24 protein-coding genes and 1 other RNA gene are annotated in these 26,992 nt (G+C 39.2%); 8 read left to right on the top strand and 17 right to left on the bottom strand.

The window, feature by feature from the left end:
• Positions 1–66 precede the first annotated feature (66 nt).
• The 3 genes from IAG46_RS03740 to clpB all read right to left on the bottom strand — a co-directional run bounded on the left by IAG46_RS03740 (position 67) and on the right by clpB (position 4,605).
• Positions 67–1,089, bottom strand: a complete 1,023-nt coding sequence (locus tag IAG46_RS03740) for a hypothetical protein (RefSeq protein ID WP_190808975.1) — start codon at positions 1,087–1,089, stop codon at positions 67–69.
• Positions 1,090–1,277: 188 nt separating this feature from the next.
• The gene (locus IAG46_RS03735; protein ID WP_190808974.1) at positions 1,278–1,874 is read right to left on the bottom strand and encodes a TetR/AcrR family transcriptional regulator; all 597 of its coding nucleotides are present in this window, start codon (positions 1,872–1,874) and stop codon (positions 1,278–1,280) included.
• A 130-nt stretch (positions 1,875–2,004) separates the two neighbouring features.
• Positions 2,005–4,605: an ATP-dependent chaperone ClpB gene (clpB, locus tag IAG46_RS03730; RefSeq protein ID WP_190808973.1), complete on the bottom strand. Its 2,601-nt coding sequence runs from the start codon at positions 4,603–4,605 to the stop codon at positions 2,005–2,007.
• Between the two features lie 144 nt (positions 4,606–4,749).
• Here clpB and ytxJ point away from each other — a divergent pair, with 144 nt between their 5' ends.
• The gene (ytxJ, locus tag IAG46_RS03725; RefSeq protein ID WP_190808972.1) at positions 4,750–5,139 is read left to right on the top strand and encodes a bacillithiol system redox-active protein YtxJ; all 390 of its coding nucleotides are present in this window, start codon (positions 4,750–4,752) and stop codon (positions 5,137–5,139) included.
• Positions 5,140–5,226: 87 nt separating this feature from the next.
• Here ytxJ and IAG46_RS03720 read toward each other — a convergent pair whose 3' ends face one another.
• Positions 5,227–6,432: a hypothetical protein gene (locus tag IAG46_RS03720; RefSeq protein ID WP_190808971.1), complete on the bottom strand. Its 1,206-nt coding sequence runs from the start codon at positions 6,430–6,432 to the stop codon at positions 5,227–5,229.
• A gap of 251 nt (positions 6,433–6,683) precedes the next feature.
• On the opposite strand from IAG46_RS03720, the gene glyA reads away from it, so the two are divergent.
• Entirely contained in the window at positions 6,684–7,970 is a 1,287-nt protein-coding gene (gene glyA, locus IAG46_RS03715) for a serine hydroxymethyltransferase (protein ID WP_190808970.1), read from the top strand.
• Between the two features lie 40 nt (positions 7,971–8,010).
• Here glyA and IAG46_RS03710 read toward each other — a convergent pair whose 3' ends face one another.
• The 9 genes from IAG46_RS03710 to IAG46_RS03670 all read right to left on the bottom strand — a co-directional run bounded on the left by IAG46_RS03710 (position 8,011) and on the right by IAG46_RS03670 (position 16,169).
• Positions 8,011–8,667 (bottom strand): hypothetical protein, encoded by a 657-nt coding sequence (locus IAG46_RS03710; protein WP_190808969.1) that lies wholly within the window; start codon positions 8,665–8,667, stop codon positions 8,011–8,013.
• A gap of 176 nt (positions 8,668–8,843) precedes the next feature.
• Entirely contained in the window at positions 8,844–9,512 is a 669-nt protein-coding gene (locus IAG46_RS03705; protein WP_190808968.1) for a response regulator transcription factor, read from the bottom strand.
• A gap of 24 nt (positions 9,513–9,536) precedes the next feature.
• On the bottom strand, positions 9,537–11,633 hold the full coding sequence (locus IAG46_RS03700; RefSeq protein WP_190808967.1) for a tetratricopeptide repeat-containing sensor histidine kinase: 2,097 nt from the start codon (positions 11,631–11,633) through the stop codon (positions 9,537–9,539).
• Between the two features lie 106 nt (positions 11,634–11,739).
• A complete protein-coding gene (locus tag IAG46_RS03695; RefSeq protein ID WP_190808966.1) occupies positions 11,740–11,958 on the bottom strand; it encodes a hypothetical protein in 219 nt (72 codons plus the stop codon).
• Positions 11,959–11,981: 23 nt separating this feature from the next.
• Positions 11,982–12,146, bottom strand: coding sequence for a hypothetical protein (locus tag IAG46_RS03690; RefSeq protein WP_190808965.1), 165 nt, complete (start codon positions 12,144–12,146; stop codon positions 11,982–11,984).
• 137 nt (positions 12,147–12,283) lie between these two features.
• Positions 12,284–13,018 (bottom strand): LytTR family DNA-binding domain-containing protein, encoded by a 735-nt coding sequence (locus tag IAG46_RS03685; RefSeq protein ID WP_190808964.1) that lies wholly within the window; start codon positions 13,016–13,018, stop codon positions 12,284–12,286.
• Positions 13,019–13,147: 129 nt separating this feature from the next.
• Positions 13,148–14,704 carry a hypothetical protein gene (locus IAG46_RS03680; RefSeq protein WP_190808963.1) on the bottom strand — a complete coding sequence of 519 codons (1,557 nt, stop codon included), beginning with the start codon at positions 14,702–14,704 and terminating at the stop codon, positions 13,148–13,150.
• Positions 14,701–15,096: a thioesterase family protein gene (locus IAG46_RS03675; protein WP_190808962.1), complete on the bottom strand. Its 396-nt coding sequence runs from the start codon at positions 15,094–15,096 to the stop codon at positions 14,701–14,703. The genes IAG46_RS03680 and IAG46_RS03675 overlap by 4 nt, the downstream gene beginning before the upstream one ends.
• A complete protein-coding gene (locus IAG46_RS03670; RefSeq protein WP_368668163.1) occupies positions 15,096–16,169 on the bottom strand; it encodes a glutaminyl-peptide cyclotransferase in 1,074 nt (357 codons plus the stop codon). Before IAG46_RS03670 ends, IAG46_RS03675 begins: the two co-directional genes overlap by 1 nt.
• Positions 16,170–16,239: 70 nt before the next feature.
• On the opposite strand from IAG46_RS03670, the gene ffs reads away from it, so the two are divergent.
• The 4 genes from ffs (at position 16,240) to fsa (ending at position 18,414) form a co-directional block, all read left to right on the top strand.
• An RNA gene (gene ffs / locus IAG46_RS03665) (signal recognition particle sRNA small type) lies at positions 16,240–16,338 on the top strand.
• A gap of 58 nt (positions 16,339–16,396) precedes the next feature.
• The gene (locus tag IAG46_RS03660) at positions 16,397–17,206 is read left to right on the top strand and encodes an SDR family oxidoreductase (RefSeq protein ID WP_190808960.1); all 810 of its coding nucleotides are present in this window, start codon (positions 16,397–16,399) and stop codon (positions 17,204–17,206) included.
• A 33-nt stretch (positions 17,207–17,239) separates the two neighbouring features.
• Positions 17,240–17,659 carry a hypothetical protein gene (locus IAG46_RS03655; RefSeq protein WP_190808959.1) on the top strand — a complete coding sequence of 140 codons (420 nt, stop codon included), beginning with the start codon at positions 17,240–17,242 and terminating at the stop codon, positions 17,657–17,659.
• 98 nt (positions 17,660–17,757) lie between these two features.
• Positions 17,758–18,414: a fructose-6-phosphate aldolase gene (gene fsa / locus IAG46_RS03650; protein ID WP_190808958.1), complete on the top strand. Its 657-nt coding sequence runs from the start codon at positions 17,758–17,760 to the stop codon at positions 18,412–18,414.
• Positions 18,415–18,469: 55 nt separating this feature from the next.
• Here the strand turns inward: fsa and IAG46_RS03645 are convergent, their stop codons facing one another.
• Positions 18,470–19,852, bottom strand: a complete 1,383-nt coding sequence (locus IAG46_RS03645; RefSeq protein WP_190808957.1) for a redoxin domain-containing protein — start codon at positions 19,850–19,852, stop codon at positions 18,470–18,472.
• A 171-nt stretch (positions 19,853–20,023) separates the two neighbouring features.
• On the opposite strand from IAG46_RS03645, the gene IAG46_RS03640 reads away from it, so the two are divergent.
• Entirely contained in the window at positions 20,024–21,655 is a 1,632-nt protein-coding gene (locus tag IAG46_RS03640; RefSeq protein WP_190808956.1) for an ABC-F family ATP-binding cassette domain-containing protein, read from the top strand.
• Positions 21,656–21,775: 120 nt separating this feature from the next.
• On the opposite strand, the gene IAG46_RS03635 is transcribed toward IAG46_RS03640, so the two are convergent.
• Complete coding sequence (locus IAG46_RS03635) at positions 21,776–22,801, bottom strand: BspA family leucine-rich repeat surface protein (RefSeq protein WP_190808955.1); 1,026 nt, start codon at positions 22,799–22,801, stop codon at positions 21,776–21,778.
• Positions 22,802–23,061: 260 nt separating this feature from the next.
• Complete coding sequence (locus IAG46_RS03630; RefSeq protein WP_190808954.1) at positions 23,062–23,781, bottom strand: hypothetical protein; 720 nt, start codon at positions 23,779–23,781, stop codon at positions 23,062–23,064.
• Between the two features lie 224 nt (positions 23,782–24,005).
• Between IAG46_RS03630 and IAG46_RS03625 the strand changes: the two genes are divergently transcribed.
• On the top strand, positions 24,006–24,548 hold the full coding sequence (locus IAG46_RS03625; protein WP_190808953.1) for a fasciclin domain-containing protein: 543 nt from the start codon (positions 24,006–24,008) through the stop codon (positions 24,546–24,548).
• Here IAG46_RS03625 and pheT read toward each other — a convergent pair whose 3' ends face one another.
• The gene (gene pheT, locus IAG46_RS03620) at positions 24,549–26,969 is read right to left on the bottom strand and encodes a phenylalanine--tRNA ligase subunit beta (protein ID WP_190808952.1); all 2,421 of its coding nucleotides are present in this window, start codon (positions 26,967–26,969) and stop codon (positions 24,549–24,551) included.
• Between the last annotated feature and the right edge of the window lie 23 nt (positions 26,970–26,992).

Below are 26,992 nucleotides of genomic sequence, written 5' to 3'. Positions count from 1 at the left end.
TATGGTTGACATAGATATTGCTACGTCAAAATGGTTAAGGGTTGTTGGTCTAATTTGTTCATTGTCTTAATTTAATTCACTTGGTTTGTAAATGCTCAAATTGGCTGATGTAAACACAAAAAGATTTTCGTTTAAGAGAAAATTGTAAAGTATAGGGGCATCAACGCAGTCATTCGAAGTCGGTGGTTTTTCGGTTTCAAGAAAGTAAATACCTTCTTCCGAATTGGGAGATTTAGGAGGGAATAGTGCCTGCTTTTTAACCAATATCAACTCTTGATTTTCTGCAATTTTGATTGTAAGAGCCACTCTCTGATCTGTTATAGTCAGAATTTCTTTGTCTTGTAGGATTATATTGTTTCCAAACTGGGCATTATCAAACGTCAAAGTGCTTTGGCCCTCTAGGGTATTTGGATTATGGACATCATATAAAGCAATACAATTTGAACTCTGTAATAGCATAATTTCTCCTGGTATTACCCAATTAATGTTTGAAGCATTCAGAATTTTATGTTCCGCAATTAACGTAATCCCTGATTTATTATCAAGAGTATAAATTGAGAACAATGACTCCTCAAACATGGGATTATATGTCAGTACAAATAACTTATCTCCAATGAGAGACATATCCATGAATTCTGAGAACTTTTTATTTACAGATAGTTTTTGAATGTTTTTTTGCTCATCTACAAGAAATAAATATTTTGAATCGGAAAGGATATATCGCCCTTTATCAAGGGGATGAACGGAAGTTATTCTTCTATCATGCTTTATATGCAATCTCAGTTTAGGTGTTTTAGGGTCAGATATGTCATACTGATAAAAAAAGCCCTTCTCATCGCCTTTTCCATATAGAAGTATTTGTTCTCCAAACATCTTCATGTCAGTTACATAACCAAAATCTTGTTGGTCCCTTATTTCACTGATTAGTACTGGTTCTGTAGGGATGGAGAAATCCCAAAAGGTAATTCCTTCAAAATGATAATTGGATATTAGAATGTTCTCATGAAATATAGCGCAGCATATTTCTGAAAACTTCCCATTGTTCACGTAAATTTTTAGCCAATCGATTTTGCTAAGAGAGTCAATCATGATTTCAGTTATTTGAGTTAAATACAATCCAGAGTTAATCTAGGTTGCTTTTCCCAATAATAAACTGGTCAATTCACCAATGATGTCCTTGATTTGATGAATAATAGATTGACACCATAAAACATAAATACCTTTAAAGTTTGCAAAAAGAATCTGCGTTACATAAAACAGGTGAAAACTTGGATGCACTATTTTTTAATCTCCTTTTGCACCAAATGTTCCAAATACGCAATGGTATTGATCAAATATTTGCGGTCGCGTGTCATGGTGCTCATGGTGATTGCGCCTTGTAGCATGGTGAAAAGTTGCTTGGCAAATTGGAGTGGGGGAACGGGCAGGTAGATTTCATTTTGATTAACTCCATTTTCCAGGACAAGTGCAATCTTACCTTCAATTTCCTTGATGGTTTCCTTTACCGCGGCGGCCAATAGTTTATTGTTGTTTTGGGCGTCAACACCAACATTTAGGATAGGGCAACCACCGAATGGAAGTGTAAAAACATCATATTGACGGTAAAAGCGTAATAGAGCGTCTATTTTATCCATTGAAGTGCCTTCAAAATCTAATTTTTCATCTATTACGGCTAGCAAATGATTTTGGTTATACTCGAAGGCGGATAAGGCCAGAGCTTCCTTGTTTTCAAAATTTCCATAAATGGCCCCTTTGGTAAGGCCTGTGGCTTCGGTGAGGTCACTCATACTGGTTCCCACATAACCAAACTTGTTAAAGATGGGAGCTACAGTTTCAATGATGTATGCAGTGGTGCGTTCTGCTTTTTTGGTCATAGTGGTTCAAGTTGGTTTTGAATCTGCTGGCTCTAGCTAATATATAAAAAACAGATACTGTATGGTATATTAAAAATGCAAAAGCCCTTATTTTAACACAATAAGGGCTTTCTTTTTATAAAAGATTGGCTTATTCCACCAATTCATTTTGATTTCTGAAGACCAATTTGTTGTCAAACGAATCCAATAATATGATGCTGTCCGCTTTTATCTTTCCTGCCAAAAGCTCTTTGGATAAGTTATTCAACACTTCTTTTTGAATCAATCGTTTCACAGGTCTCGCCCCAAATTGAGGGTCGTATCCTTTCTCTGCTAAATAAGCAATAGCTTCTTCTGTAGCATCCAAGGTAATGTGTTGTTTGGAAACCATCTTTTTCAACTGATCCAATTGCAATCGTACAATTTCCTTAATGTTCGATTTGCTCAAGGGGGTAAACATAATAATGTCGTCAATTCTATTCAAGAACTCAGGTCGGATAGTCTTGCGCAGTAATCCCATGACCTCGGTTCGAGCAGCTTCGGTGGCACTGTCTAGGTCAAGGGCATCTTCAAACTTTTCTTGAATGATTTGACTACCCATATTACTTGTCATAATAATAATGGTATTCTTGAAATCGGCAACACGTCCCTTATTGTCAGTTAATCGACCTTCATCCAAAACCTGCAATAAAATATTGAATGTATCAGGATGCGCTTTCTCAATTTCATCCAATAAAACTACCGAGTATGGTTTTCTTCGAACAGCTTCGGTCAACTGTCCACCTTCATCATAACCTACATATCCTGGAGGCGCACCAACCAGCCTACTTACGGAATGCCGCTCTTGATATTCACTCATATCGATTCGGGTAATGGCATTTTCATCATCAAATAGATACGCTGCCAATGTTTTGGCCAACTCGGTTTTACCAACCCCTGTGTTACCCAAAAACAAGAACGAGCCAATTGGTTTTTTCTCATCTTGAAGTCCCGCCCGGCTTCTTCGAATGGCATCAGAAACGGCTTCAATAGCTTCTTCCTGACCAACTACTCGTTTATGTAGTACATCTTCCAATTTCAAAAGTTTTTCACGTTCGCTCTGCAACATTTTGGTCACCGGAATACCAGTCCATTTGGCAACAACTTCGGCAATATCTTCATTGGTCACTTCTTCTTTGATCAAAGTCCCCGAACTTTGTTGCGCAGCAAGCTCTTCCTGTAATTTTTCCAATTTTTCTTGGGACTCCTTGATTTTTCCATAACGGAGCTCGGCCACTTTACCATAATCCCCGTTGCGCTCGGCACGTTCGGCCTCAAGTTTAAAGTTCTCTATATCCTGTTTTGTTTTTTGGATATTGTCAACCACACTTTTTTCGCTTTCCCATTGGGCAAAAATTTCATTGCGCTCTTCTTTGAGGTTGGCCAATTCGAGATTCAAGCTTTGTAATTTGGCCTTATCGTTTTCCCGTTTAATAGCCGCAATTTCAATTTCCAATTGCATTATTTTTCTGTCCAGCACATCCAATTCTTCAGGCTTGGAATTGATTTCCATACGAAGCTTGGAAGCGGCTTCATCCATAAGATCTATGGCTTTATCCGGAAGAAATCGATTGGTAATATAGCGTTGTGAAAGCTCTACGGCCGAGATTACAGCTTCATCCTTGATACGAACCTTGTGGTGCGCTTCATACTTTTCTTTTATTCCGCGCAAAATGGAAATGGCACTTTCTGTATCGGGCTCGTCAATCACTACCTTTTGAAACCTTCGTTCCAATGCTTTGTCCTTTTCAAAATATTTTTGATATTCATCAAGGGTGGTGGCCCCGATGGCCCTAAGTTCACCCCTGGCCAGAGCAGGTTTAAGTATATTGGCGGCATCCATGGCTCCTTGACCGCCTCCGGCTCCAACCAACGTGTGGATTTCATCAATAAAAAGCACGATGTTTCCATCCGAGGAGGTAACTTCTTTTATGACGGCTTTTAGGCGCTCTTCAAATTCACCTTTGTATTTAGCTCCGGCGATAAGTGCTCCCATGTCAAGGGAGTAAATGGTCTTTTCCTTTAAGTTCTCAGGAATATCACCTTGAACAATACGGTGCGCCAATCCTTCGGCAATGGCGGTTTTACCAACACCGGGCTCACCAACCAACATTGGGTTGTTTTTGGTTCTTCTGGAGAGAATTTGCAACACCCTCCTGATTTCTTCATCCCGCCCAATAACTGGGTCCAGTTTACCGCTGTCGGCTAGCTGATTTAGGTTTTTGGCGTATTTATCCAAAGAATTATAAGTGTCCTCCGCACTTTGGGAGGTTACCTTACCACCTTTTCGAAGTTCTTGGATGGCAGCATTCAAGTCCTTTTCTGTGACACCCTGATCTTTGAGAATTTGTGAAATTTTACTTTTGGATTTGAAAATAGCCAACAATAGATGCTCAATGGAAACAAATTCATCACCTTGTTTTTTGGCGACGATGCTTGCCTCATTCAATGCTTTGCCTGCTTCTTTAGAAAGCATTATATCTCCACCCGAAACTTTGGGAAAACTTTCCAATTCCTTCTCTAAAATCTGATTGATCAGCGTTATATTGACATTCAGTTTTTTAAGAATAAAGGGCAGCACATTTTCATCGACTTCTGAAATGGCCTTGAAAAGGTGCTCATTTTCAATTTGTTGATGTCCCAACCCTTGGGCAAGCTGTTGTGCTTGCTGAATGGCTTCTTGTGATTTTATAGTGAAATTATTAAAGTTCATTTTCAATGTTTTATTTGTATCAGGTCAACAACCTTACCATAGGCGCTATACCGTCAAAATGTCGGTAAAACCTTGAAAACAAAGGACATTTCGTCAGTTTGTAAGCTTTTTGTACAAGCTCGACATAACTAGTAAATTTGCAGTATGGGAATATTTAATAGTTTATTTGGCAATAAAGAACAAACGCGAGAAGAGGAAAAGCAAGTTCCATGGATACCTTTGGTAACAGAGGAGCAGCTGGATGAGATCAAGGAAAAATCCAAGGGTAGGACACAGATTATTTTTAAGCACTCCACCACTTGTGGAATCAGCCGAATGGTATTGAATATGTTCAGTAAATCTTATGATTTAAGTGGGGAAATTGACATTTACTTTTTGGATCTTCATGCTTATAGAAATGTGTCGAATGCCGTGGCGGCCAAATTTCAGGTGATGCATCAATCCCCGCAGTTATTGATCATTAAAAATGGAGAGACCAGCTACCATACTTCACATGGCGCAATTACCGATTCAGATCTAAGCGAGCTTGTTTAAGGGAAAGGTTATATCACTTCGAGAACAGTTGATAACTGAATCCTTGAATGGGTACGGCTATCAACTGCACGCGAAATGACAATGTAATTAATCGTTGAACTGATTCCCGGCGACAAACCGGTTCTGGGCAATAATGGACTTTAATCTTAACTTTAAGTCCTCCCCGGCATCATAAACCATTTGTTCATTGGTAGGGAACGGTACAGCCCTTACATCCAGGAGTGAAATCAAATCTGTGCCCAGAGCTCTTTTATCCCCTCTATAGTTGGCATACACATGCTCAAAGACAAATTCACTACTCAAAGGATAAGAATTGATTTCCTGACCACTTTCCAAATCGGTAATACTAACTTTAGCACCAATTTGGGCAGCCTTAAATTGTGTAAACTGGTAAAAATTACACTTCACCTTTTTGAACTTATCAACTTTTATGTCGTTTCCAAGACTGTCTTTGGCCACATTTCCATTATCGTCTAAAACATAGTCATAACCGTCTTTGACCAATTTTTCCTTTATGATCTGCTTCTCGTTCACTTGTTCAGGAGAAATATTGATTTGTCTAAATTCAAGGTTCAGAGCATAGTCATATTGAATATTGGCCACCGGGTTGGAATGGTACTCCATCCAAAAGTTATTGATGCCATATGCATTGAAATCCAATAGCTCCTCTTCCAATCTTTCAGGGATTATCTGTTGTGTATCGTTACCGATTTCAACCTTCACATATTCCAATCCTTTGGCAAAGGCCTCATCCATTTTGGAAATGGTTTCTTTATACCCAGGATTTATTTCCTGCAAGTATTTTAACTCGTTGTAAGCAGCTCTATAATCCTCCTTTTCGTTAGCAGAGGCCAAAAGATTGTTAGCGCTACTGTACAAATACTCCGATAGATTGTTTTTTGTGGCTACGATTCGTGAATCATAGTTGATAAAATCAAATGAAGCATCTCTTCCTTCATCATAAATGGGAAGTGGCAATAACGGTCTTATTCTTTGCTGAATTTGCTTAAGGTGCAAATACTTGTTGTAAATGGTTTCCAAGTTTGCTGGATTACCATCGCCCCTTAAAAAGGATATTTGCTCCATTTCACGCTCCGCATTTTTAACGAAAGCATCTTCCAATAACAAAACATAGGCTTGATGCCCTTTTTTGGTTTTGTTTTCTGTCAAATTCTTAATGGCCTTGTTCATGGCCGAAACATAGTTACCGCTGTTCAAAGCTTCCTGGGTTTTTTTAACCCCTCCACAAGCAGCAAGTATGATCAATGAACTTAAGAGTATAATTTTTTTCATGGCATTTTGATTTTATTGGTTTTCTAGTTGGTTTTCAACAGCCGTGCCAAAAACCTATAGTTTAGTAACGAAAAAGGATAACCGGTAGTATAATATCGATGAAATACATAAAATCTACCTGATTTTTAGCAATTGTGTTGTAAAACTCCATTGTTAATTGTCATTTGATAAAATCATTGTTTGTACTTGTTTTTTTCGGTTCAGTTTATCTTTCTATTTGTAATTTTGGGACTTCTTAAATTTAAAGGCAAATGCAAAGAGACCACCAGATTTTTGAACTCATCGAGAGTGAAAGAGAAAGACAGATTGAAGGGATAGAACTTATAGCGTCCGAAAATTTTACAAGTCCTCAGGTTATGGAGGCTGCAGGATCAGTTTTAACCAACAAATATGCAGAAGGTTATCCCGGAAAACGCTATTATGGTGGGTGCGAAGTGGTGGATCAAGTAGAACAGTTGGCCATAGATAGGGCCAAAGCGCTTTTTGGAGCCGAATATGCCAATGTACAGCCACACTCCGGCTCACAGGCGAATGCAGCGGTCTATCATGCATGTCTTAAACCTGGTGATACTATTTTAGGTTTTGACCTTTCGCATGGGGGGCACCTTACCCATGGGTCGCCGGTAAACTTTTCAGGTAAATTGTACAATCCTGTTTTTTATGGGGTGGATGAGGCAACAGGCACCATCGATTATGATAAGGTTCAAGAAATTGCAACGAAGGAACAACCCAAGTTGATCATTGCTGGCGCATCGGCCTATTCCCGTGATATGGATTTTAAGCGATTCAGGGAAATTGCTGATAGCGTAAATGCAATTTTGTTGGCTGATATTTCCCATCCTGCGGGATTGATTGCCAAGGGAATCATGAACGATCCTATTCCTCATTGCCATATTGTGACCACAACTACCCATAAAACCTTGAGAGGACCTAGAGGAGGACTGATATTAATGGGCAAAAACTTTGAGAATCCTTTTGGGATTCGTTTAAAGAACGGGAATCTAAGAAAAATGTCAGGTTTGTTGGATTTGGCCGTTTTTCCAGGAAACCAAGGTGGGCCATTAGAACATATTATTGCGGCAAAAGCGATAGCCTTCGGTGAAGCACTTTCTGACGAGTTTTTGCATTATATGCTTCAGGTAAAGAAAAATGCCGATGCCATGGCCAAAGCCTTCATAAAGCGTGATTACAAAGTAATATCTGATGGCACGGACAACCATATGATGTTGATTGACCTTAGAAACAAGAATATCACTGGTAAGGATGCCGAGAAAGCCCTAGAGCTTGCGGCAATAACCGCCAATAAGAATATGGTGCCTTTTGATGACCAATCTCCTTTTATTACTTCGGGAATTCGATTTGGAACCCCGGCCATTACCACAAGAGGATTGAAAGAAGACGATATGGAAACCATAGTGGATTTTATCGACTTGGTAATCATGGATTCAGAGAACGCTGAAAACATTGCCCAAATAAAAACAAAGGTCAATGAACTAATGCAGTCCCGACCTTTATTTTCAATAACTAAAACTAACTAAGGGTGTTCTTAGGCCGCGCCTAAGGAAATTATAATGTTATTTAATCCAAAAGGAAAAAATCCTCCTTGAACAGTTTCTTGGTTTCAAGATTGTATACCATGGCATCATGGTTTACGTTATCATCAAAATAAAGCCCCCAATGATCATAATAGCTCATCTCAGTATTCTCCTTTTCTATACAAGGTTGGGGCGCATCTTCAAAGACAGGGACAAAAATTTCATAGGGCATTTCGGTCAGTCCTTTGGTGAGGCACACAAAATTTTCACTGATTTTGAAGATAATAGCTCCCAATTGTTCAGGAATGCTTTGCTCATAAATTCGAGCTACTACCAAAGTGGTGTCCGTAAAATGTAATGAGATTTCGGCAATGTCCACAGCACCTTTGTTAAGGGCATAAAGATTTTGATATGATTCACTAAATGGAGTCTTTGGTAAATTAGTACCATCGTTTTTCACAAAACCTCCCCAGTTTCCCTTATTGTAATAATGCAGGCTTTCTGCAAGCCTATAATTGCAACGAAGTTCAACAATAAGGTCGGCTCTGAACTTTTTAATATTGTACTGACATTGGACGTTGGCCTCTGCAAAAAAGTCTTTTTCTAGCGCCCTTGTAAATTCTTCTAGCCCTCTGGCAAGAATAAAACTTTTAATTCCGTCAAGCGGTAAATTAAAGTCAGATTTTTTCTGGAATGGCATATTTGGTAGATTGGAATAATGTTCTCTACCAAAGTTAAAACGAATCTTTTTTTCGGGATTGAAGGAAATCCTTAAAAATTCTGGGGGTTTTCTTGTGTTTTAAGCTTTTTTTGAAAAAAAATGAATAAAAATGGACATATTTTATCCATGTAAGGTATTTGTCAACAAAAACTTGCTTAGATAAATCCTCTGTTTTTTGCAGCCAGGATCAAGGCAAGATCATTCTCGTTTTCGGTACCAAAAAGGGATTTTAAATGACGTTTTCTATTTTCTATGGAAGAAGGAGAAAGCCGTATAAACTTTTCAAGATCTTTGTTCTTGGTGCCAATGGACAAATGATAAAGAATCTTTTTATCCTTTTCATCCAAATTAATATCGTTGGATATTTTTTTGCGTATTGCCGCCAATGCCTTGGATGAATAATAAGGCGGATTTAAGGCAATGACCTTCACAGCTTCTTCCAAAGTTTTGGGATCAATATCGGTCTTTACCAGATAACCGTCGGGATCCACTGTGGTTAGAATACTATTTATACGAAAGTTATCTCCGAAGGAAGACATAAATACAATCTTGGTGTCGGGCACCAACTGACGCGCCAAAATCCCAAGTTCTTCACCCGAATGGGGCTGGTTTTCATTGGGCGGGTACATTTGTACGTCCAAGAAAAGAATGTCATATTTAAAGGAATCTACCGATTCTTCGATCATTCTTTTTCCCAGTTCAAAGGTGTTCGCTGTATCTACAATAATGCTATAGCCATCAAAAACTATGCGTTCCAAGATATACTTGTAGCCAAGCATTGTCATTTCATGGTCATCAATCGCTAAAATTCGAAGTGTCTTCATTTTGATTGTTTTCACGTTGTTCTATTATACGTTCAACATCTGTCTATATTCTTCAACTTTGGCTGGGCTGTCCAAATTCACATACTGGGTGGGCAACGCTACCTTTACGGTTGTACCTACGCCCTTTTCACTATCGAAACTCAAGGTTCCGTTCAATTTCTCTACCCGCGAGATTACATTTCTAAGGCCTATACCGCGTTTGCCCTTGCCGGTATCAAAACCGACACCGTCATCTGCGATGACCAGTATTAGCATATTTCCATCTACGTTAAAACTAACGTCCACCTTTTGGCAACGGGAATGCTTTACACAATTTTGAAGTGATTCTTGCACAATTCGGTAGGCATTGATTTTAATATCGCCAACCAACCTGTCCCAGACCACTTTCTTATCAAATTCAAAAGAACATTCAATACCCGAAGATTTGCTCGTGGTATTGATCAACTCCTCAATGGATACAATAAAGTTATGAATTTTTTGGTAAGATGCATTGCTAAGTTCGTGCGAAATGGTGCGTATTTCTTCTTCCACTTCACGAAGTTTTTCAATAAGTTCTGCCCGCTGCTGAATGGCAGTGTCATCCTCCTTATCGTTCAAGCTGGTAAGGATCAGTCGTATACCCAGCATTTCGCCAAGAATACCATCGTGCAGTTCTTCGGAAACACGTTTTTTCTCTAGCTTCTTGCCTTCCTCAAATTTACCTTGTTGGGAAAGCATTAGATTGTAAATCTCTTGATTGGACTCTTGTTGTTTTTGTTCGAACTTTAGCTTGTTATTGCTTGCACGTTGCGAAATAATAATATAAGCAGCAAGTCCAAGGACTATCATTCCCAAAATGGTTCCTATCCAAATCTGTTTTTGGCGGGTAAGCACCTCGTTTTGTTCAATAACCTCGTCGGTCTCTAAACGGATACGGGCAAATTTGTCACGGATAATGCGCTCCTCTTCATTTATCTTTTCATTCAATGCATAGTATTCATTTGAATATGCTGTGGCATTGTAATTGTCCAAATTGGTAAGAAGTTTCAAGATAAGTAAATGATGGTCATTATTTGAAGTTTCTTTGGCTGATGACAATGCTTCATGTGCAACTTCAATCGCTTTTAATGTATCATTTTGTGCTGCTAAAACTTCCGCTAAATATTGTTTGGCCCGAACCTGATCAACCGAAAAGCCAACGCTATCATTAATTGCAATGGCTTCTTTGAGTAGGCTTTGAGCTGTACCCAAATCTTTTTTGCCATTAAATACGGTGTATGCAAAACTTACCAAAGCAGTAGAATATAAAACTGGATTATTTGATTTTAAATCCATATCTCGCGACAACTCTTCGAAAATCTTTTCAGCTTTCCCATATTCAGCGTTTTCTAAATATACAAAGGCAATATTGTTCTGATTTTGCCGGATAAAATTCTCTCGTCTACCATCTTTGACTTTGTCCAAATCACTTCTCGATTTTTCAAAATATTCCAGCGCCTTATTGTAGTTCTTCATATCACTGGCTATAGTGCCTAATAAATTGTCACAATAGTATATCCTTAGATAATCCTCCAAATCATTAAAAACCCGCAAGGACTCAGCAACATTGGCTTCTGCCCCCAAATAATCTTTAAAATACTTTTGAATAGATCCCATACTGAAACGCATCCTATTCCTTAAAGAAAGAGAAGTAGAATCTATTGGAAGATGATTAAAACTGTTAAAAGCTTTTTCATAATGATAGTAGGCGCTATCAATAACTCCATATGAATTGAGAAAATGTGCCAAATCCCAATGGGATTCACCCAATGCCTTAAATATGCTGTCTTTTTCCGATAATCGCTGTACCTTAAGATTCATTTGCCTAAACCCTAGGGAGTCTCCCAGCTTTTTGTATGCCAAAGAAATCCGGGACAAATGATCTAGGCGAATGGTATCATTGGAAAGTGTGTTGGCTGTGTACTCTGCATCCTTTAAATATTGCTTCCTGCGCTCAAGTGATAGTTGAGCACTATCTCGAGCTGAATTAATCCACTTATTGATAGTCTCAGACTCGGAAAGAATGCCAATGTTAGATTCCTTGGATTGTCTTCCACAACAGGTAAATAATAGTAAGAATAGTATTAAACTCTTGTTTTTCAACGTAATAGGTTAAAAGTAAGCGGTTATTTGTTTTCTTTTACTACAAGGTAAAAAAAAAGCCCCAAACCGATTAAGATAAGGGGCTATGTTTTATGTGTATCGGGGACTACAATTCCCTCTCGTCATCGGTTATTGATTTTAGGGTTGAATAATGACTGTATGAAACAAAATTATTTGTCTTGTTTTCATCAACACTTGTTTCATTCATTTTAGATATTGGGGTAATTTCAGATACCCCAGAGCTTGGCTCCATATTCTTCCTTGAACAAGCCAAAATGCAAAGCCCAAAAATTAATAACACGAGAGTAGAGGTTGCTTTCTTCATTCTTAGGGATTTTTATTTAAGAATTAGTTTCTTCCATCGTCCTGACCGCTGTTATTGCCAGTAGTAGAATCCTGATCCCCAATGCTCTCAAATAGGTTTTCGGTCTCGGCTACGTCGGTTTCCGCTTCGCAAGAGAATAATCCTAATGTCATAACTGCCACAGCCAAAATGCTCAATGTCTTCTTCATAATATATGTTTTTGATTAGAAAATTTGGTTAACGGCGACAAGATATTTAGAGCTGCAAAAGTGTAGGGTACGTACACAAAAGATTTAGTGTATACACCAATTGTATTAGAATTTTAACAGAATCTGTAAGAATTGACCTAATTAAGGGTCTTTATTGCAGTTTTGGAGAGCATTTCCTTTAAAACATCCACTTTATCCTTATAGGTTTTGGTAAAAGGGAGCTCTTTGCCTTTATTGTTGCGAAGGGTGCAGGTAAACTTGCCGTAGTTAATGCCCGAAACATACCTACTGTTTATAATATAGCTTTGGTGCACGCGAATAAAAGAGCTGGGCAAGGTTGCCTCAAAAGATTTTAATGTTTTGAATGCACTGACCACTGTGCCGTTTTTCATAAAAAAGTCGGTGGCGTTGTTGTCAGATTTTAGATATAGGATCTCGTTGGTATCCAAATAACGATAATCGCTATAGGATTTTAAACAGATGGTAGATGGCATATGCTGTTTAGGGTAGAGCTTTCGTAATCGCATAATGCTCTTTCGGATGTCGAACTCGTTATGCGGAAGGATCCAATAATCGAAAAAGCCACTCTTGATGGCGTTGTACGCGTATTTTTTTGAATTGGAATATCCGATGATCAATGGAAGTGTTGGCATAAACTGGTTAAGCTCGGTTATCATTTGAAATTGATCAATGCCATTTTCGTTCAGGTGGATCAATACCATATCCGGGGTGAACTTCAATATTGTGTTCAAGCCCTCCCTGGTATCCCTGGCATAGCCCACACAGTTAAAATCTTCATACTCTTGCATATGAAGTTGCAACTGAAGCTTTGAGGCAGCACAGGAATCGATTATGGTATAAGTATAATCCATAGCTAACGTACTGGGTGCAAGATACTAACGAGTTAAAAAAACCTATTGCAGTTTTCCCTTAAAAAAACTATGGATTTCCTTCAAAATCAGTCATTTCATGTGATTTTTCTCATAAAATTTAGAGAAAAACTAATTTTCCATAACATTTTCATATGCACCAATGTCCGGATTCTGTCCTCTGTCCGTTCCTAAAATGTCCAAAGGAAGGGGTGGGGCTATGTTCGGATTTGCGGTATCGATGGCCGCAGAGTTTGTCCCGATCTGAAATTGATTTTGGAACGGATTGGCAAAATCGGCTTCTTGGTTAAGCAACAGGTTTTGGTATAGATTCGTATCTGATAAATTGTATAGTGGATTGTTCGCAAATTGATTGTCGGAATCATTGAATTTTAAAAGGCAATTCTCAAAACTGAAATTAAAATCGGTTTCGGAATCTGTTATAAGTGAAAGTTCCAAGCGCATGCTTCCATCTATAATACAATTGATAAAATTGGCATGTTCCAGCGCATTGAAAGTAATAGGTTGGGAAGAAAGTGCAGCAAAGTTATCCAACGCCAAGGTTGGCCAGTTACGGATACCATTGTTCCAATAATTGGCCAAAGTACAATGGGTGAAGCTATATTTTCCTCCATTGTTTCCGTAGAAAGAACTAGCGCCAGCGCTTCCCAAAATGCTGTTTTCCGCTACTATGTAGGATGAAATGGCCCAAAGGTTGTGACTTGTGCTATTGAATATTTGCGAGTTTCTGAGGGTTAAAATGGGGCTGGAAAGTACGCTATCACCCTCTACCCGTAATCCAACAGTGGCATTTTTTATGGTTAGATACGATATATGATTGTCTGTGCTTCCTTCTCGAAGCCACACGGTTCCCCATTGCCCGGGAACATCTGAGTAGGCTGGCTCCAGTCGGTCACCTTCAAAAATAACCTCGTTTTCCAACATTTCTTGGTCTTCACTTAATATGCCATTGATGTGTAATGAAGCTCCAGAGCTCACCAAAAGTCCGGATTCTTTATGAAAATGTACCCTTGCTCCGGGGTCCATGGTCAATGTGTTCCCTACGGGAACGGCTGCGTAACCATAAATCACATAAGGTTTTGCTTTGGTGAACTGTAGCTCATCCGGTTCCAGAAAGAAACCTTCAATCCGAATTTCGTTTCCGTTTTCATCCAGACCAAGTACCAGCGATTCTTTGGTGCCATTGGACAGCGTAGAGGGATATAAAAAAATCGCATCCTTGACCAGGGTCACCAACTCAACTTTTTGCTGGTTGCCGGTACTGCCGAATAAAAGACTTTCGGTATACAAAAATTCGGTATCGGGCGTTTGGGAAACATCAAAAGTAGTTTCAATGAACACAAAGAGGCTATCTTTTGCCAAAAGGGGGATGTCATTGAATTCTTTGCCGGCTTGCCCATCCACATTTAGGCGATAGCTGCTGGACTGCCCTGTTTCCAAACCAATAAAGGGTACCAGAATATCTTCGTTACTGCGATTATATACTTTTAACGTATAAGTTGCGCTTCCAATATTGGTGAAAATGGTATCAAGAAAAACGGTGTCCTTTGAAAACTCAAGATTACCAGAGCTGATAACATAATCAAAATCCTTTCTGCATGAGCTCCATGAAATGGCCAGTACCAGCATGGCAACCAAGGCTAAGGATTTGATCAGGGAACGGTTCATGTGTTATTAAATAGGTGTTGAACAGCTACGGGAACACGTTTGGGCTTGAACGTGGTGGCATCCAACAGGCACCACTCCGTTATACCTTTAACTAATAGCACGCCTGTTTTATTGTTTTTAAATTCTACCACCCTTTTTGATATGGGCCCGGTAGTTGACTCAATATAGGTGATTATTTGGATTGCATCTCCCAGTTTAGCCTGTTTATGATAGGATATATGGTGATTTTTCACCACCCATATCAAACTTTCCCTGGTTTCAGCATCTGTTGCCTTGAACCAATGTTTTTTAGAAATTTCCTGTATCCACTGCACAAACCTTATGTTGTTTACATGCTCTAGTTCATCAAGGTCGTTGGGGCGTACATCGAAGACTTCGGTATAGGTTTGCATTACTTTTTCTTGCGGATGTTAACTTCAAAGAGCTTGTCCCAGTTTTTACCTGTGACGAAAAATGTTCCACGCTCTTTATGGTAAGCCACTCCGTTTAATACGGAATTGGTGTCGTCCCATTCCGGTCCTTTTTTGATCTTTCCTTTTAATCCACCAAAATTTATGACTCCTTCGATGGCACCTGAAGTTGCATCAATGATCATCATACTTTCTTTTTGGTATACGTTGGCGTAGATCTTCCCATCAACATACTCCAACTCATTGGCCTTATTGAAAATGGATTTGTTCGTAACAGTTTCTATATATCCTTGTTCCTCCAATGTTGATGGATTTAAAAACCATATTTTTTCGGTGCCATCACTTTTATACAGTTTGATGCCGTCGTTACACAGTCCCCATCCCTCGCGACTTTCTCCATAACTAAAGTTCTTTATCTTTTCAAGATTGGATGGATTGTACACATAACCAAACCCACTCTGCCAGGTTAGCTGGTACAATTGGTTGTTGAGCAAGGTGATGCCTTCTCCAAACACGGAATTGTCCAGCGCCACATTTTGAAGAATCTCTCCGGTCTCAAAATCTACTTTTCTTACCGTGGAGGCTCCTTTTTTACCGGTACTCTCATAAAGGGTTCCGTTATCGAATTCCAATCCTTGGGTGTAGGCTTTTGGGTCGTGAGGATAGGTATTGACAATTTCATAGGTATAAATTTCGGGGGCACTGGGCGCCAAAAGCTTTAGTTTCTTTGAAATTTCAACAGACTCATCCCCAAAACTGATTTCTGCCATCAATTTTTTATTTCCCAATGTGGGAAGGTCCAATTTTAGTTTTCCGTTGGACAATGGAAGTTGTTTCCCGTCTATGGAATAGCTGACATCCGAAATTTCGATATCCTTTTTATTTTTAATGGTTACGCCAACTTCTTGGTTTTGTTGAAACTTGTTCTGTTTTCCCTCCAACTGAATAGTAAAGAGTTTTGCAGGGTCTGATTCACCTCCACATCCTAAAAAAAAGAGCAAAAAGCTAAAAACTGAAAGAAGCTTGACCATAGTTCTATGTACGTGTTTCATCATTTGTCACATTGCCTCGAAATTAAGAATGAAATAGGATTGCAGCAAATTTAAAAGGTCGTATATTTGCATTTGGCAAGTCCTACACGACCAGCTCCTGCAAAATCCCCCAGGGTGGGAACACAGCAAGGGTATGTGGTCGTAGCGGTGCGATGTAGGTAGCTTGCCTTTTTTTGTGCCCTAAATTCTGATAATCACGTATCTTTCCAATCCTAAAGTATACAGCTGACATGGATAAAAAAGTTGTTTTAATTACCGGAGGTTCTTCGGGCTTGGGCAAGGCCATCGGAACTTTTCTTACTTCCAAAGGTTTTAAGGTATATGGCACGGCAAGAAACCCGAAGAATTATCCAGATTTTGATGCTTTTGAGCTTGTACAGTTGGATGTAAAACAACCTGAAAGCGTTAAAAATGCAGTTTCCCATGTGATTTCGAAAGAAGGTAGACTGGACATATTGATCAATAATGCCGGAGTAGGCATAACCGGTGCGGTTGAGGAAACTCCGCATGAAGAGATTCTTAATGTCTTCGATATTAATTTTCATGGGCCCGTGCATATGATGAAGGCCGTTTTGCCGCGGATGCGCAAGCAGGGTGGGGGATTGATCATTAACATAACCTCGATCGCAGGCTTTATGGGATTGCCTTTTCGAGGATATTATTCAGCATCAAAGGGCGCCTTGGGAATTATAACGGAGGCCTTACGTATGGAAACCAAAAGCTTTGGTGTTTCCATAACCAATCTTGCCCCTGGAGATTTTGCCACCAATATCGCCGCAGGGCGCTATCATACACCGGTAGTCAAAGGCTCAGCTTATGAAAAGGTATACCAGAAAAGCTTGGACCTTATGAACGAGCACGTGGATGCTGGCGGAGATCCCATGGATGTGGCCAAAAAAGTCTATACCATAATCCAAAGTAAAAGCCCTAAGATTCATCAACCTGTTGGAGATTTTATGCAACGGCTTTCGTTGTTCTTAAAACGAATTTTACCGGCTAGGGTTTATGAGAAACTTTTGTTGAATCACTATAAACTTTAAAGTGATGGCATGTTTTTTGATTCGTAGGAAAACATGGAGAAAAGTAAAAGATTATTTAGGATTTGTATAGTAGCTTCGTTCGCGTTTATTTTCTACGGTTGCGACGAAATTTACGAGTGTATTTTCAACATCAACCCAGAGATACATCAAAAGCAATTGCTTGTGGGAGTGGTTGGTGAACGGTACCAAGACTTTATAACCGCTGAAATCAGTAATGAGGTTAACGATAACGATTATGATTATTTCTTTGATGTGCTGGGTGAACTCCCTCCGGGAATTTTTTATGATACAAATAGAAGGTCTGTCGACTTTTTTGGAATACCTGAAGAAACGGGGGTCTACCGATTTAGGGTAGAACTTTTTGTTGAAGGGTATGATTATGATGGTTTGGACCGAAGCCCTACTTGCTCAGAATCTACCGTACGGGAATTTACAATTCAAGTTTTGGATTAAAGTTATCCCAGATATTTTATTCGATTATAGCTGCGAAGGCTTCTTATTGTTGTAAATTCGCAACGAATTGTATTACAACTTAAAACAGCATTAGAAGCATGAAATTTTTTATTGATACAGCCAATCTTGACCAAATTGCCGAGGCACAACAGCTGGGTGTTTTGGATGGTGTTACCACCAATCCCTCATTAATGGCAAAAGAGGGCATCACAGGAAAAGAAAACATATTAAAACACTATGTGGACATCTGCAATATTGTAGAAGGTGATGTTTCTGCTGAAGTGGTTGCTACGGAATTCGATGGCATGGTAAAAGAAGGGGAGGAGTTGGCTAAACTGCACGAACAGATTGTTGTTAAGGTTCCTATGATCAAAGATGGAGTAAAGGCTTTAAAGTATTTCTCCGACAATGGAATCAGAACCAACTGTACTTTGGTGTTTTCTGCAGGACAGGCACTATTGGCAGCAAAAGCCGGGGCAACCTATGTTTCTCCTTTTTTGGGAAGGTTGGATGATATTTCTACGGATGGGCTGAACCTTATCGCAGAAATCCGTCAGATTTATGACAACTATGCTTTTGAGACCCAGATATTGGCAGCTTCCATACGACATACAATGCACGTAATTGATTGTGCTAAGCTTGGTTCAGATGTGATGACAGGACCGCTTTCATCCATCACAGGTTTATTGAAACACCCACTTACAGATATTGGTTTGGAAAAATTCTTAGCGGACTACCGTAAAGGAAATTCCTAAAACACGAATTAACTTTGAATGTAATGAAGCCTTGAAATTATTTTCAGGGCTTTTTTTATAGGGAAGTATAGAGGTTGGCAAAGGCGTCAACCACCACAGTGTCTTTTGAAATAACACACTTGTTAAGGTTATCTATGATCATGGCCATCTGGACTTCCTTAAAGTCCCCTCCGTGATATTGATTTGCAGCATCCAATCCATGCTCTTCAACCATACTTCTCCACTGCGGGTAGCCAGTTTTTACATTAATACCTACAAAATTATAGTCAGGATATTTTTGCTGTAGTTTGGAAATGCGCTTGTGAACATTTCTAAAATGACCTTTTTGCGAAGCAGACCAAAAATAAAAAACAGTCTTCTTTTCCCTGCTGATATCTTTAAGTGAAACTTTCTGGTTATCTGTGTCGGTAACAAACAAATTCGGAAGATCATTTTCTGGCTGTAATCTTTGAATCCCCTCGTAAAGCTCCGCTATTTCTTTTTCATGCTTGTCACTGGTAGAAAGAGAACTGAATTTATCGATAAAAGATTGACATTCCTCGCTTGGGCTATGCTCTCTTAGCAAATAGGCCATTGCAACATTTCTGAAAAGAATATTTCTCAAATCATCTTGCTGAACAAGACTATCTACCAACTTTAGGGTATGATTGTTAAAGTGCAGGTAATCATATGCAGAATCCTCTTGCATATTACAATATTTCATACAGGATGCATAGGCCAAATTACCAAAATGATATTTTAAATAATCCAGATATGGCCTAAAATAAGTAAGGTCGCCGTTATTAAGATCTACTGATTTTCTATACTCATAAAAGTTAGCGGGCAACTCCGGAATACTTTTAATGCCTTTTTTCCATTTATGCTTAAAGGGATATTTCTCTTTATACGTATAGTTAGTGTAATCGATGGAAGCCATGGCAACGGAAGAAACTTTTTCCGATAGCACATAATGTTCTTCCAAATCCTTTAGGTGAGCTATTTTTTCAGTACGAAGCGAATCCATCTTTTGATCAAAGGATTCTGGCTCTAGGGCGTAATAATCATAAATTAAAGGCTCTTCCTCTTCATGGGCCAAAAACATCTCAATTAAAAAATTATTGACTTCACTTCCGCGACCAGAAAAGACCAGAGACTCATCAAATTCCTTGGTGTTCAAACGAACAATAATACTATCGCCTTCCTGTAAGTATAGATATTGAAGTTCAGGATTGTGGTCAAAATGATATAGGCCTTCCTCTATTCCTTGCAGATTGAACGCGAACCGATTGCCCTTGTCAAGCTTTACAGAATCGATATAACTATCGTTCTTGTAGAGCACGACATAATCACTTGTGGGATTTACAATCTCTCCACCGAAAAATACAGAAGGGCACTCACGTGACTTAGTGGAGCATGCCAAAACTGAAAGAAGGGAGAGGCTGAGTAAAAGTCTTGTCATATAAAGGGAACCATCTTGTTCGACTAACAAAATTAAGGATACCTCAAAACCTTCCTTGTTAATAGCGAGTTAAATGTTGCAAAAGCTTGTTTTTGTGTAGTTTAATAAAGTGGGTTTAAATTGGTAATACGGATTGGTTTTAGCTATTTTTGCGCAAAAAATAAAAGCTGCATGTTATCAGTATCTAATTTGTCGGTCCAGTTTGGAAAAAGAGTCTTGTTCGATGAGGTAAATGTGACCTTCACCCAAGGCAACTGTTATGGGATCATTGGCGCCAACGGAGCTGGGAAATCAACATTTCTAAAGATTTTGGCCGGTCAGAATGAAGCTACTTCGGGAGCCGTGAATCTTGAACCCGGCAAAAGGATGTCCATTTTGGAGCAGAACCACAATGCTTATGATGAATTTCCGGTGCTGGAAACTGTGGTTATGGGCAACAAACCGTTGTTCAAAATAAAAAAGGAAATAGATGCCCTATACGCCGACTATTCCGATGAAAATGCTGAAAAGATAGGAGAACTCCAAGTTCAGTTTGAAGAAATGAACGGATGGAACGCCGATAGCGATGCAGCCGCCATGCTATCCAATTTGGGTATTACTGAAGAACTGCACTACACCAATATGGGTGATATGGATTCCAAACTTAAGGTGCGGGTGCTCTTGGCACAGGCACTTTTTGGCAATCCGGATGTTTTGATCATGGATGAGCCTACCAACGACCTGGATTATGAAACCATTAATTGGTTGGAGAACTTTTTGGCCAACTATGACAATACTGTCATCGTTGTTTCTCACGACAGACACTTTTTGGATGCTGTTTGTACCAGTATTGCGGATATAGATTTTGGAAAAATCAATCTGTTCTCCGGTAATTATACGTTCTGGTATCAGAGTAGTCAATTGGCGGCCCGTCAGCGAGCACAACAGAATAAGAAATCAGAGGAAAAAGCCAAGGAACTACAAGAATTTATCCAACGTTTTAGCGCCAATGTTGCAAAAAGCAAGCAAGCGACCTCAAGAAAGAAGATGCTGGAAAAATTAAAGATTGAAGATATAAAGCCATCGAGCAGAAGATATCCGGCCATTATTTTTGATCGTGAACGCGAGGCTGGTGACCAAATATTGAATGTGGAAAAACTTTCCGCCACCTCAGAGGATGGGGACTTGTTGTTCAAAGATGTCAATATTAATTTGGCCAAGCAGGACAAGGTGGCCATTATTTCCAAAGATTCTCGCGCTACGACTGCCTTTTATGACATTATAAATGGTAAAATAAAAGCAGATTTAGGGTCTTATCAATGGGGAGTAACTACTACCCAATCATACTTACCGGCAGATAACTCTTCCTATTTTTTGGAGAATAGCAACCTTGTAGATTGGTTAAGACAATGGGCCAAGACCGAAGAAGAAAGAGAAGAAGTCTACATACGTGGATTCTTGGGCAAAATGCTGTTTAGCGGCGAAGAGGCCTTAAAGAAATGTACTGTTCTTTCCGGTGGTGAAAAGGTGCGTTGTATGCTGAGCAGGATGATGATGCTTCGCGCCAACGTTTTATTGCTGGATGAACCGACAAACCATTTGGATTTGGAAAGTATTACGGCATTCAATAATTCCCTTAAGAATTTTAAAGGCACTATTTTGCTCACAACACACGATCATGAATTTGTTCACACGGTGGCCAATAGAATCATTGAAATTACACCCAAAGGGTGTATAGACCGTTACTTGACCTTTGACGATTATATGTCGGATAAGGCCATTAAAGAGCAACGGGAGAAAATGTATGCTGTTCCCGTGAGTTAGTTAATACATCACGGTTGTTTCGGTGGATAACTGGAATGTTTAGAGTGTCAAAAGAATACAAGATGAAAAAATGCCGCGGGGTCTTACTTCGCGGCATTTATTATTTTCAATGTATGATTCTTATTGGCAATCTTGATCAGGCCCTAAATCTTGAAAAGTCCACCCATTAGTTTCGAGTGTTTCTTTAGCATCACTTGCAGTGCAGTTGTGGTGATTGTACATTGCGCCAAGTGGGACGTCGGGCTGAACATTTTGAGCAGCCCAGCCTATCAAAGTATTAGAATAATTTTCGATTGACATAGATGAAAGATTGAACATACTATCCATGCTGGTTGCAGAGGAAATATCCCAAGATGCCAAGTTCTTATTAAACTTGGATAAAACAAACATGGATCTAAAATTAGAGACATTGCCCACATTCCAACCACTAATATCTTGATTAAATTGTGTTTTATAATTTGAATCCCAACTGGCAAACATACCTTCCATGGTTGTTACATTGGAAGTGTCCCAATTACTTATGTCTTGATTAAATGTGAACGCAAATGAAAACATATTATCCATATTCGTGATGTTGGAAGTGTCCCAATCCCCAATATCTCCATTAAAATTTGTGGAGTAAAACATGGACTCCATATTGGCTACGTTACTAAGGTCTGGCAGGTCGGCAGCTTTGTATTCTGACAGGTCGGCGTTATAGAAACCATATTCAAAAGTTTCCCATTCAATGGCGCCCCATTGGTAAATTCCTACCAATGCTTTTTGTGATTGGAAGCTTGAAGTAGATTCCAACTCATTTGTTACATTATACATGGAAATCGCTGGAAAATCTCCAGTGATGGCTACCAAATAAGTTCCAGATTTTGTATAGGTGTGGGTTGGATTTTCAGTCAAGTTTGAAAGGTTCTCTACAGCACCATCACCCCAATCTATGACAAAGTGGTAGCTAAGTTCGGTTTGTACACCAATAGTGAGTTCAAAATTGTGAGACGGAATTTCCCATTTGGTTATAAAAGAAGCTGGATCCTCTTGGAGATCTACTTCCAAATTTGAGCTGTTTTTTGGAGTGTTAGTACCTTCTTCCACATCACAAGAGACCAAAGCAAGGGTCAAGAGTGTCAGAAAACCTAAGTTTTTGAGTTTCATAAACATTTATTTTGTTGATAATAGCTTAAAAATGAAAAACATATCTTGATTTTATTTCTACCAATGTATAAATGCCTTGTTTGAGTTGATGAATTCTAATGAAGCGAGGCACAGTGTTTGAAAATTATCGGAAATTACCTACGAATTGGACTTAACATATAGCAAAAGAAGGTATAAGGATATTTGAACAGATGTAATAAAGGTTGAATTGCCATTAAAGAGCAACGGGAGAAAATGTACGCCGTAGCTGTTGGGTAGCCTTAGGCCTTGTTATACCTGCTGTTCCAGATTGCTGGGTTGAAATTCTTGCCAAGGGCAAATCCGTAAAAAATAACTACGGCGGCAATACATTTGAACATAAAGAAAAAGATAATCCAAAACTCTGCATGGGAATCGTTTTTGGAAAAAAGCCCGTGGGGCACCAAAATGGTGGTCAAATAACTTATCAAAAGCACAAAAAAAGCAAGATTTACAATACTCTTAAAAGGCCAAACCAAAATCTTACGAATGGGGTGCAGGTCGTTTCCCCACTTATGGATCAGGTAGAAATAATCGTTTCCGATTGGAGCGAAGAGTAGGGGGTCATCCTTATCCTTCAGTTTAAACATTTTGGAAGGGGCCATAATTTTGAATCCTCCAAGTTGCAGATTGTGCAATTTTTCCAATCGTTTGATCTTTGAAATAGCTGCCTGCGGAATTTCGCCTTTGAAATATCGACTATCCAAAAAACGAAGGCGATAATCAATACAGATTTGCTTTATTTGATCTATATGGAAAATGTTGTTGGTTTCGAGCAGTTCAAAATCAAAATTATTTACGATTTCAGATGTAGTCCCTTTAAATGCACTTAAAATGCTCTGGCCATGCCGGGAATCTCTATCCAGAATTCCTTTGACTTGCTCCAAAATTTCCTGCTCCCTTTGTTGTTTGGATTTCAGGTTTTGTAATTTATTTTCAATATTGGTCTTGTTCCAAAGCATGACTTACAATCGTGATAACTACCTCAAATTTAGTGAATTGTGATACCCGATTTTCAATACTCGAAAATACACTATGTTAACAAAATGTTAAATACTTGGTAGAATAGGGTTTAAGCCAGCTTTTCTATAAAAAAAGTGTATCTTATCGAAGTTTTTGGTATTTGAACGTACAAAACATTCTAATCAGGCCCTAATCAACAATAAGTCCCAAAGATAAGAACACTATGAAAGCCCCATTCAAAAGAACCCTACTTGGACTTTGCTTTGCCTTTACCTTAAGTATTTCGGCACAAGAAACTTCCGAAATTTCCACTTCCAATATAGCATCCCAAAACACCGTTGAATCTGAACGATATAAAACGCTTTTTGCTGCTGTTAAAGCAACTGAGCTAGAGGGTATTATGGATAAATCTGGACCCTTTACCATTTTTGCACCTTCGGATGCTGCTTTTGAAAGGTTTTCCAGCGATAAAATGCAAGAGTTGCTCAATTCCAAGGATAAAAGTGAATTGAAATCTTTATTGGGCTACCACATTGTTGCCGGACATTTGAGTGCTTCCAAAATTTTACAAGCCCTGTGCCAAGGAAATGGCCAAGCCAGTTTTACCACTATTCAAGGGAAAAAATTAAAGGCACACATGGATGGAATCAACATTGTGCTTACTGACCCTGTTGGAAACACGGCAAGAATTACGGTAGCCGATGTAAATCAGAAAAATGGCATTATTCACGAGATTGATAGTGTGATTCAGCCTTCCCAAATGTAATTAGCGTAGTTCAGCTCCAAGCTCTTTTTGAAATCTGGCAGTAAGTTTGGCCATTATTTTGTCAATCTGTTTATCGGTCAATGTCTTTTTGGCATCTAATAAAGTAAAACTAACCGCATAGGACTTTTTTCCTTTAGGAAGGTTTTTACCGGTATAAACATCGAACAGGTTTACCTTTTTCAAGAGTTGTTTTTCAGTACTCCAAGCCAAATCGTACACTTGCTTAAACACAATACCCTCATCGAGCAACAATGCAAGATCTCGGGTCACTTCCGGGAATTTGGGAATTTCTTCAAAGACAGTGTTTTGCGTACCAATACTTTCAAGAACCGCGTCCCAATCAAAATCGGCATGGAAAATATCTTGTTTGATATCAAATTCCTTCAAAAGGGATTTAGCAACCAATCCAAAGCTTACTATGGCTTTTTTGTTAGTGCTCAAGGTTAAACCTTCAGTAAAAACATCTCCTTCATATGGTTCAACGGAAAGATTGGTAAGTCCTAAACGCTGAAGAACATGGTTTACCATTCCTTTGAGATAAAAGAAATCGGTTGCAGAAGAGTCCATGGTCCAACTGGCATCATTACGATTTCCAGAAACGTAGATGGACAAATGTTGTTTTTCAATATTTCTTGAACCCTTTTTGTGGTAGGTTTTACCGAACTCAAAGAGCTTTAAATCTGTTTTCTGTCTATTGTGGTTGTGGCTGACGGATTGTAAACCCGAAAAGAGCATTGACGTTCTTAGGACGGACAAATCTGAACTTAGGGGATTGAGCATTCCCACCATCTTCTTTTCAGATTCCAAAACATTCTGGGTGCCTGCAGCTACCAAACTATTTGTCATGATCTCATAAAACCCTTGCGAGACCAATAAATCTCCAACAACATTTTGGATGTTATGGTTTTCAAATCGCGAAGATTTGGCAATGGAAGCCGTCAACTTTTCTTTATAATCAATATTGTTATAGCCAAATACTCTGAGGATTTCTTCAATTACATCGACCTCTCGCTCCACATCCACACGATAGTTTGGAATGGTGAGTCCTAAACCAGATTCGGTTACATTATTTACCTTGATTTCGAGGGAAGCTAAAATTCGTTTGATGGTATCCCTGGGAATTTCTTGACCAATTAAGGAGTTAATTTTGTCGAAAGTGAGAAACACATGGCGTTCTTCAAATTTTTTGGGATATAGGTCTACCACTTCAGAACTGATATCGCCACCCGCTATTTCACGAATCAATGCAGCGGCGCGTTTAAGGGCATATTCTGTCATGTTGATATCGACACCTCTTTCAAAACGAAAGGAAGCATCTGTATTCAATGCATGCCTTTTTGCTGTTTTTCGAATAGATACAGCATCAAAATAGGCACTTTCCAAGAAGATGGAGGTGGTATTTTCGGTGACACCTGAATAACTTCCGCCAAAAACCCCTGCGATGCACATTGGTTTTTCGGAATCGCATATCATTAAATCGTCTTCGTGGAGTTCACGCTCCACATCATCCAATGTGACAAACTTGGTGCCCGCCGGCAAGGTCTTTACTTCAATTTTATTGCCCTTGATTTTATTGGCATCAAAAGCATGAAGGGGTTGACCTAATTCATGTAGCACATAGTTGGTGATATCCACTATGTTGTTTATCGGGGATAAATCGATGGCCTTCAATCTATTCTTTAACCAATCTGGAGACTCTTGAACGATAATATTACTTATGGTTACCCCACAGTATCTTGGTGCCAACTGACCGTTGTCTACTTCAACATCTATTTTTAAAGATCTATTATCAATAGAGAAATTACTGGTAGAAGGGGTCACCAATCCTTTCTGTATTTCCAATTGTTCAAATCCGGCTTTCAGGTCTCTGGCTACACCAAAATGACTCATGGCATCAGCACGATTGGGGGTGAGCCCAATTTCAAATACTTCGTCATTCTCAATTTCAAAAACTTCGGAGCAGGGTGTTCCCGGTTTCAAATTCTCACTCAAGACCATTATTCCATCATGGCTTTCACCTATTCCCAGTTCGTCCTCGGCACAAATCATTCCATGACTTTCCTCTCCTCTGATTTTTCCCTTTTTTATTTGCCAAGATTCACCTTCCGGGGTATATAATGAGGTTCCAATTGTGGCTACGGGTACTTTTTGACCAGCTTCTACATTTGGGGCTCCGCATACGATCTGCAATGGAATTTCGTTGCCAATATCTACCGTGGTCAATTTTAACCTATCGGCATTTGGGTGTTTATCACATGTTAAAACATGTCCTACAACCACGCCCTGCAATCCTCCTTTGACCGATTCGAAACGAGAAATACCTTCGACCTCTAAACCCAAATCCGTCAACAATTCCCCGGTTTTTTGCGAATCCCAATCAATCTGCAAAAATTGCTTTAACCAGTTGTAAGAAATCTTCATACCCCAAATTTAAAGTGGACAAA

Origin of the sequence: Flagellimonas sp. S3867, from assembly GCF_014698935.1 — a bacterium.
Taxonomy (GTDB): Bacteria; Bacteroidota; Bacteroidia; order Flavobacteriales; family Flavobacteriaceae; genus Flagellimonas.
This window is presented reverse-complemented; position numbering and strand designations above follow the sequence as displayed.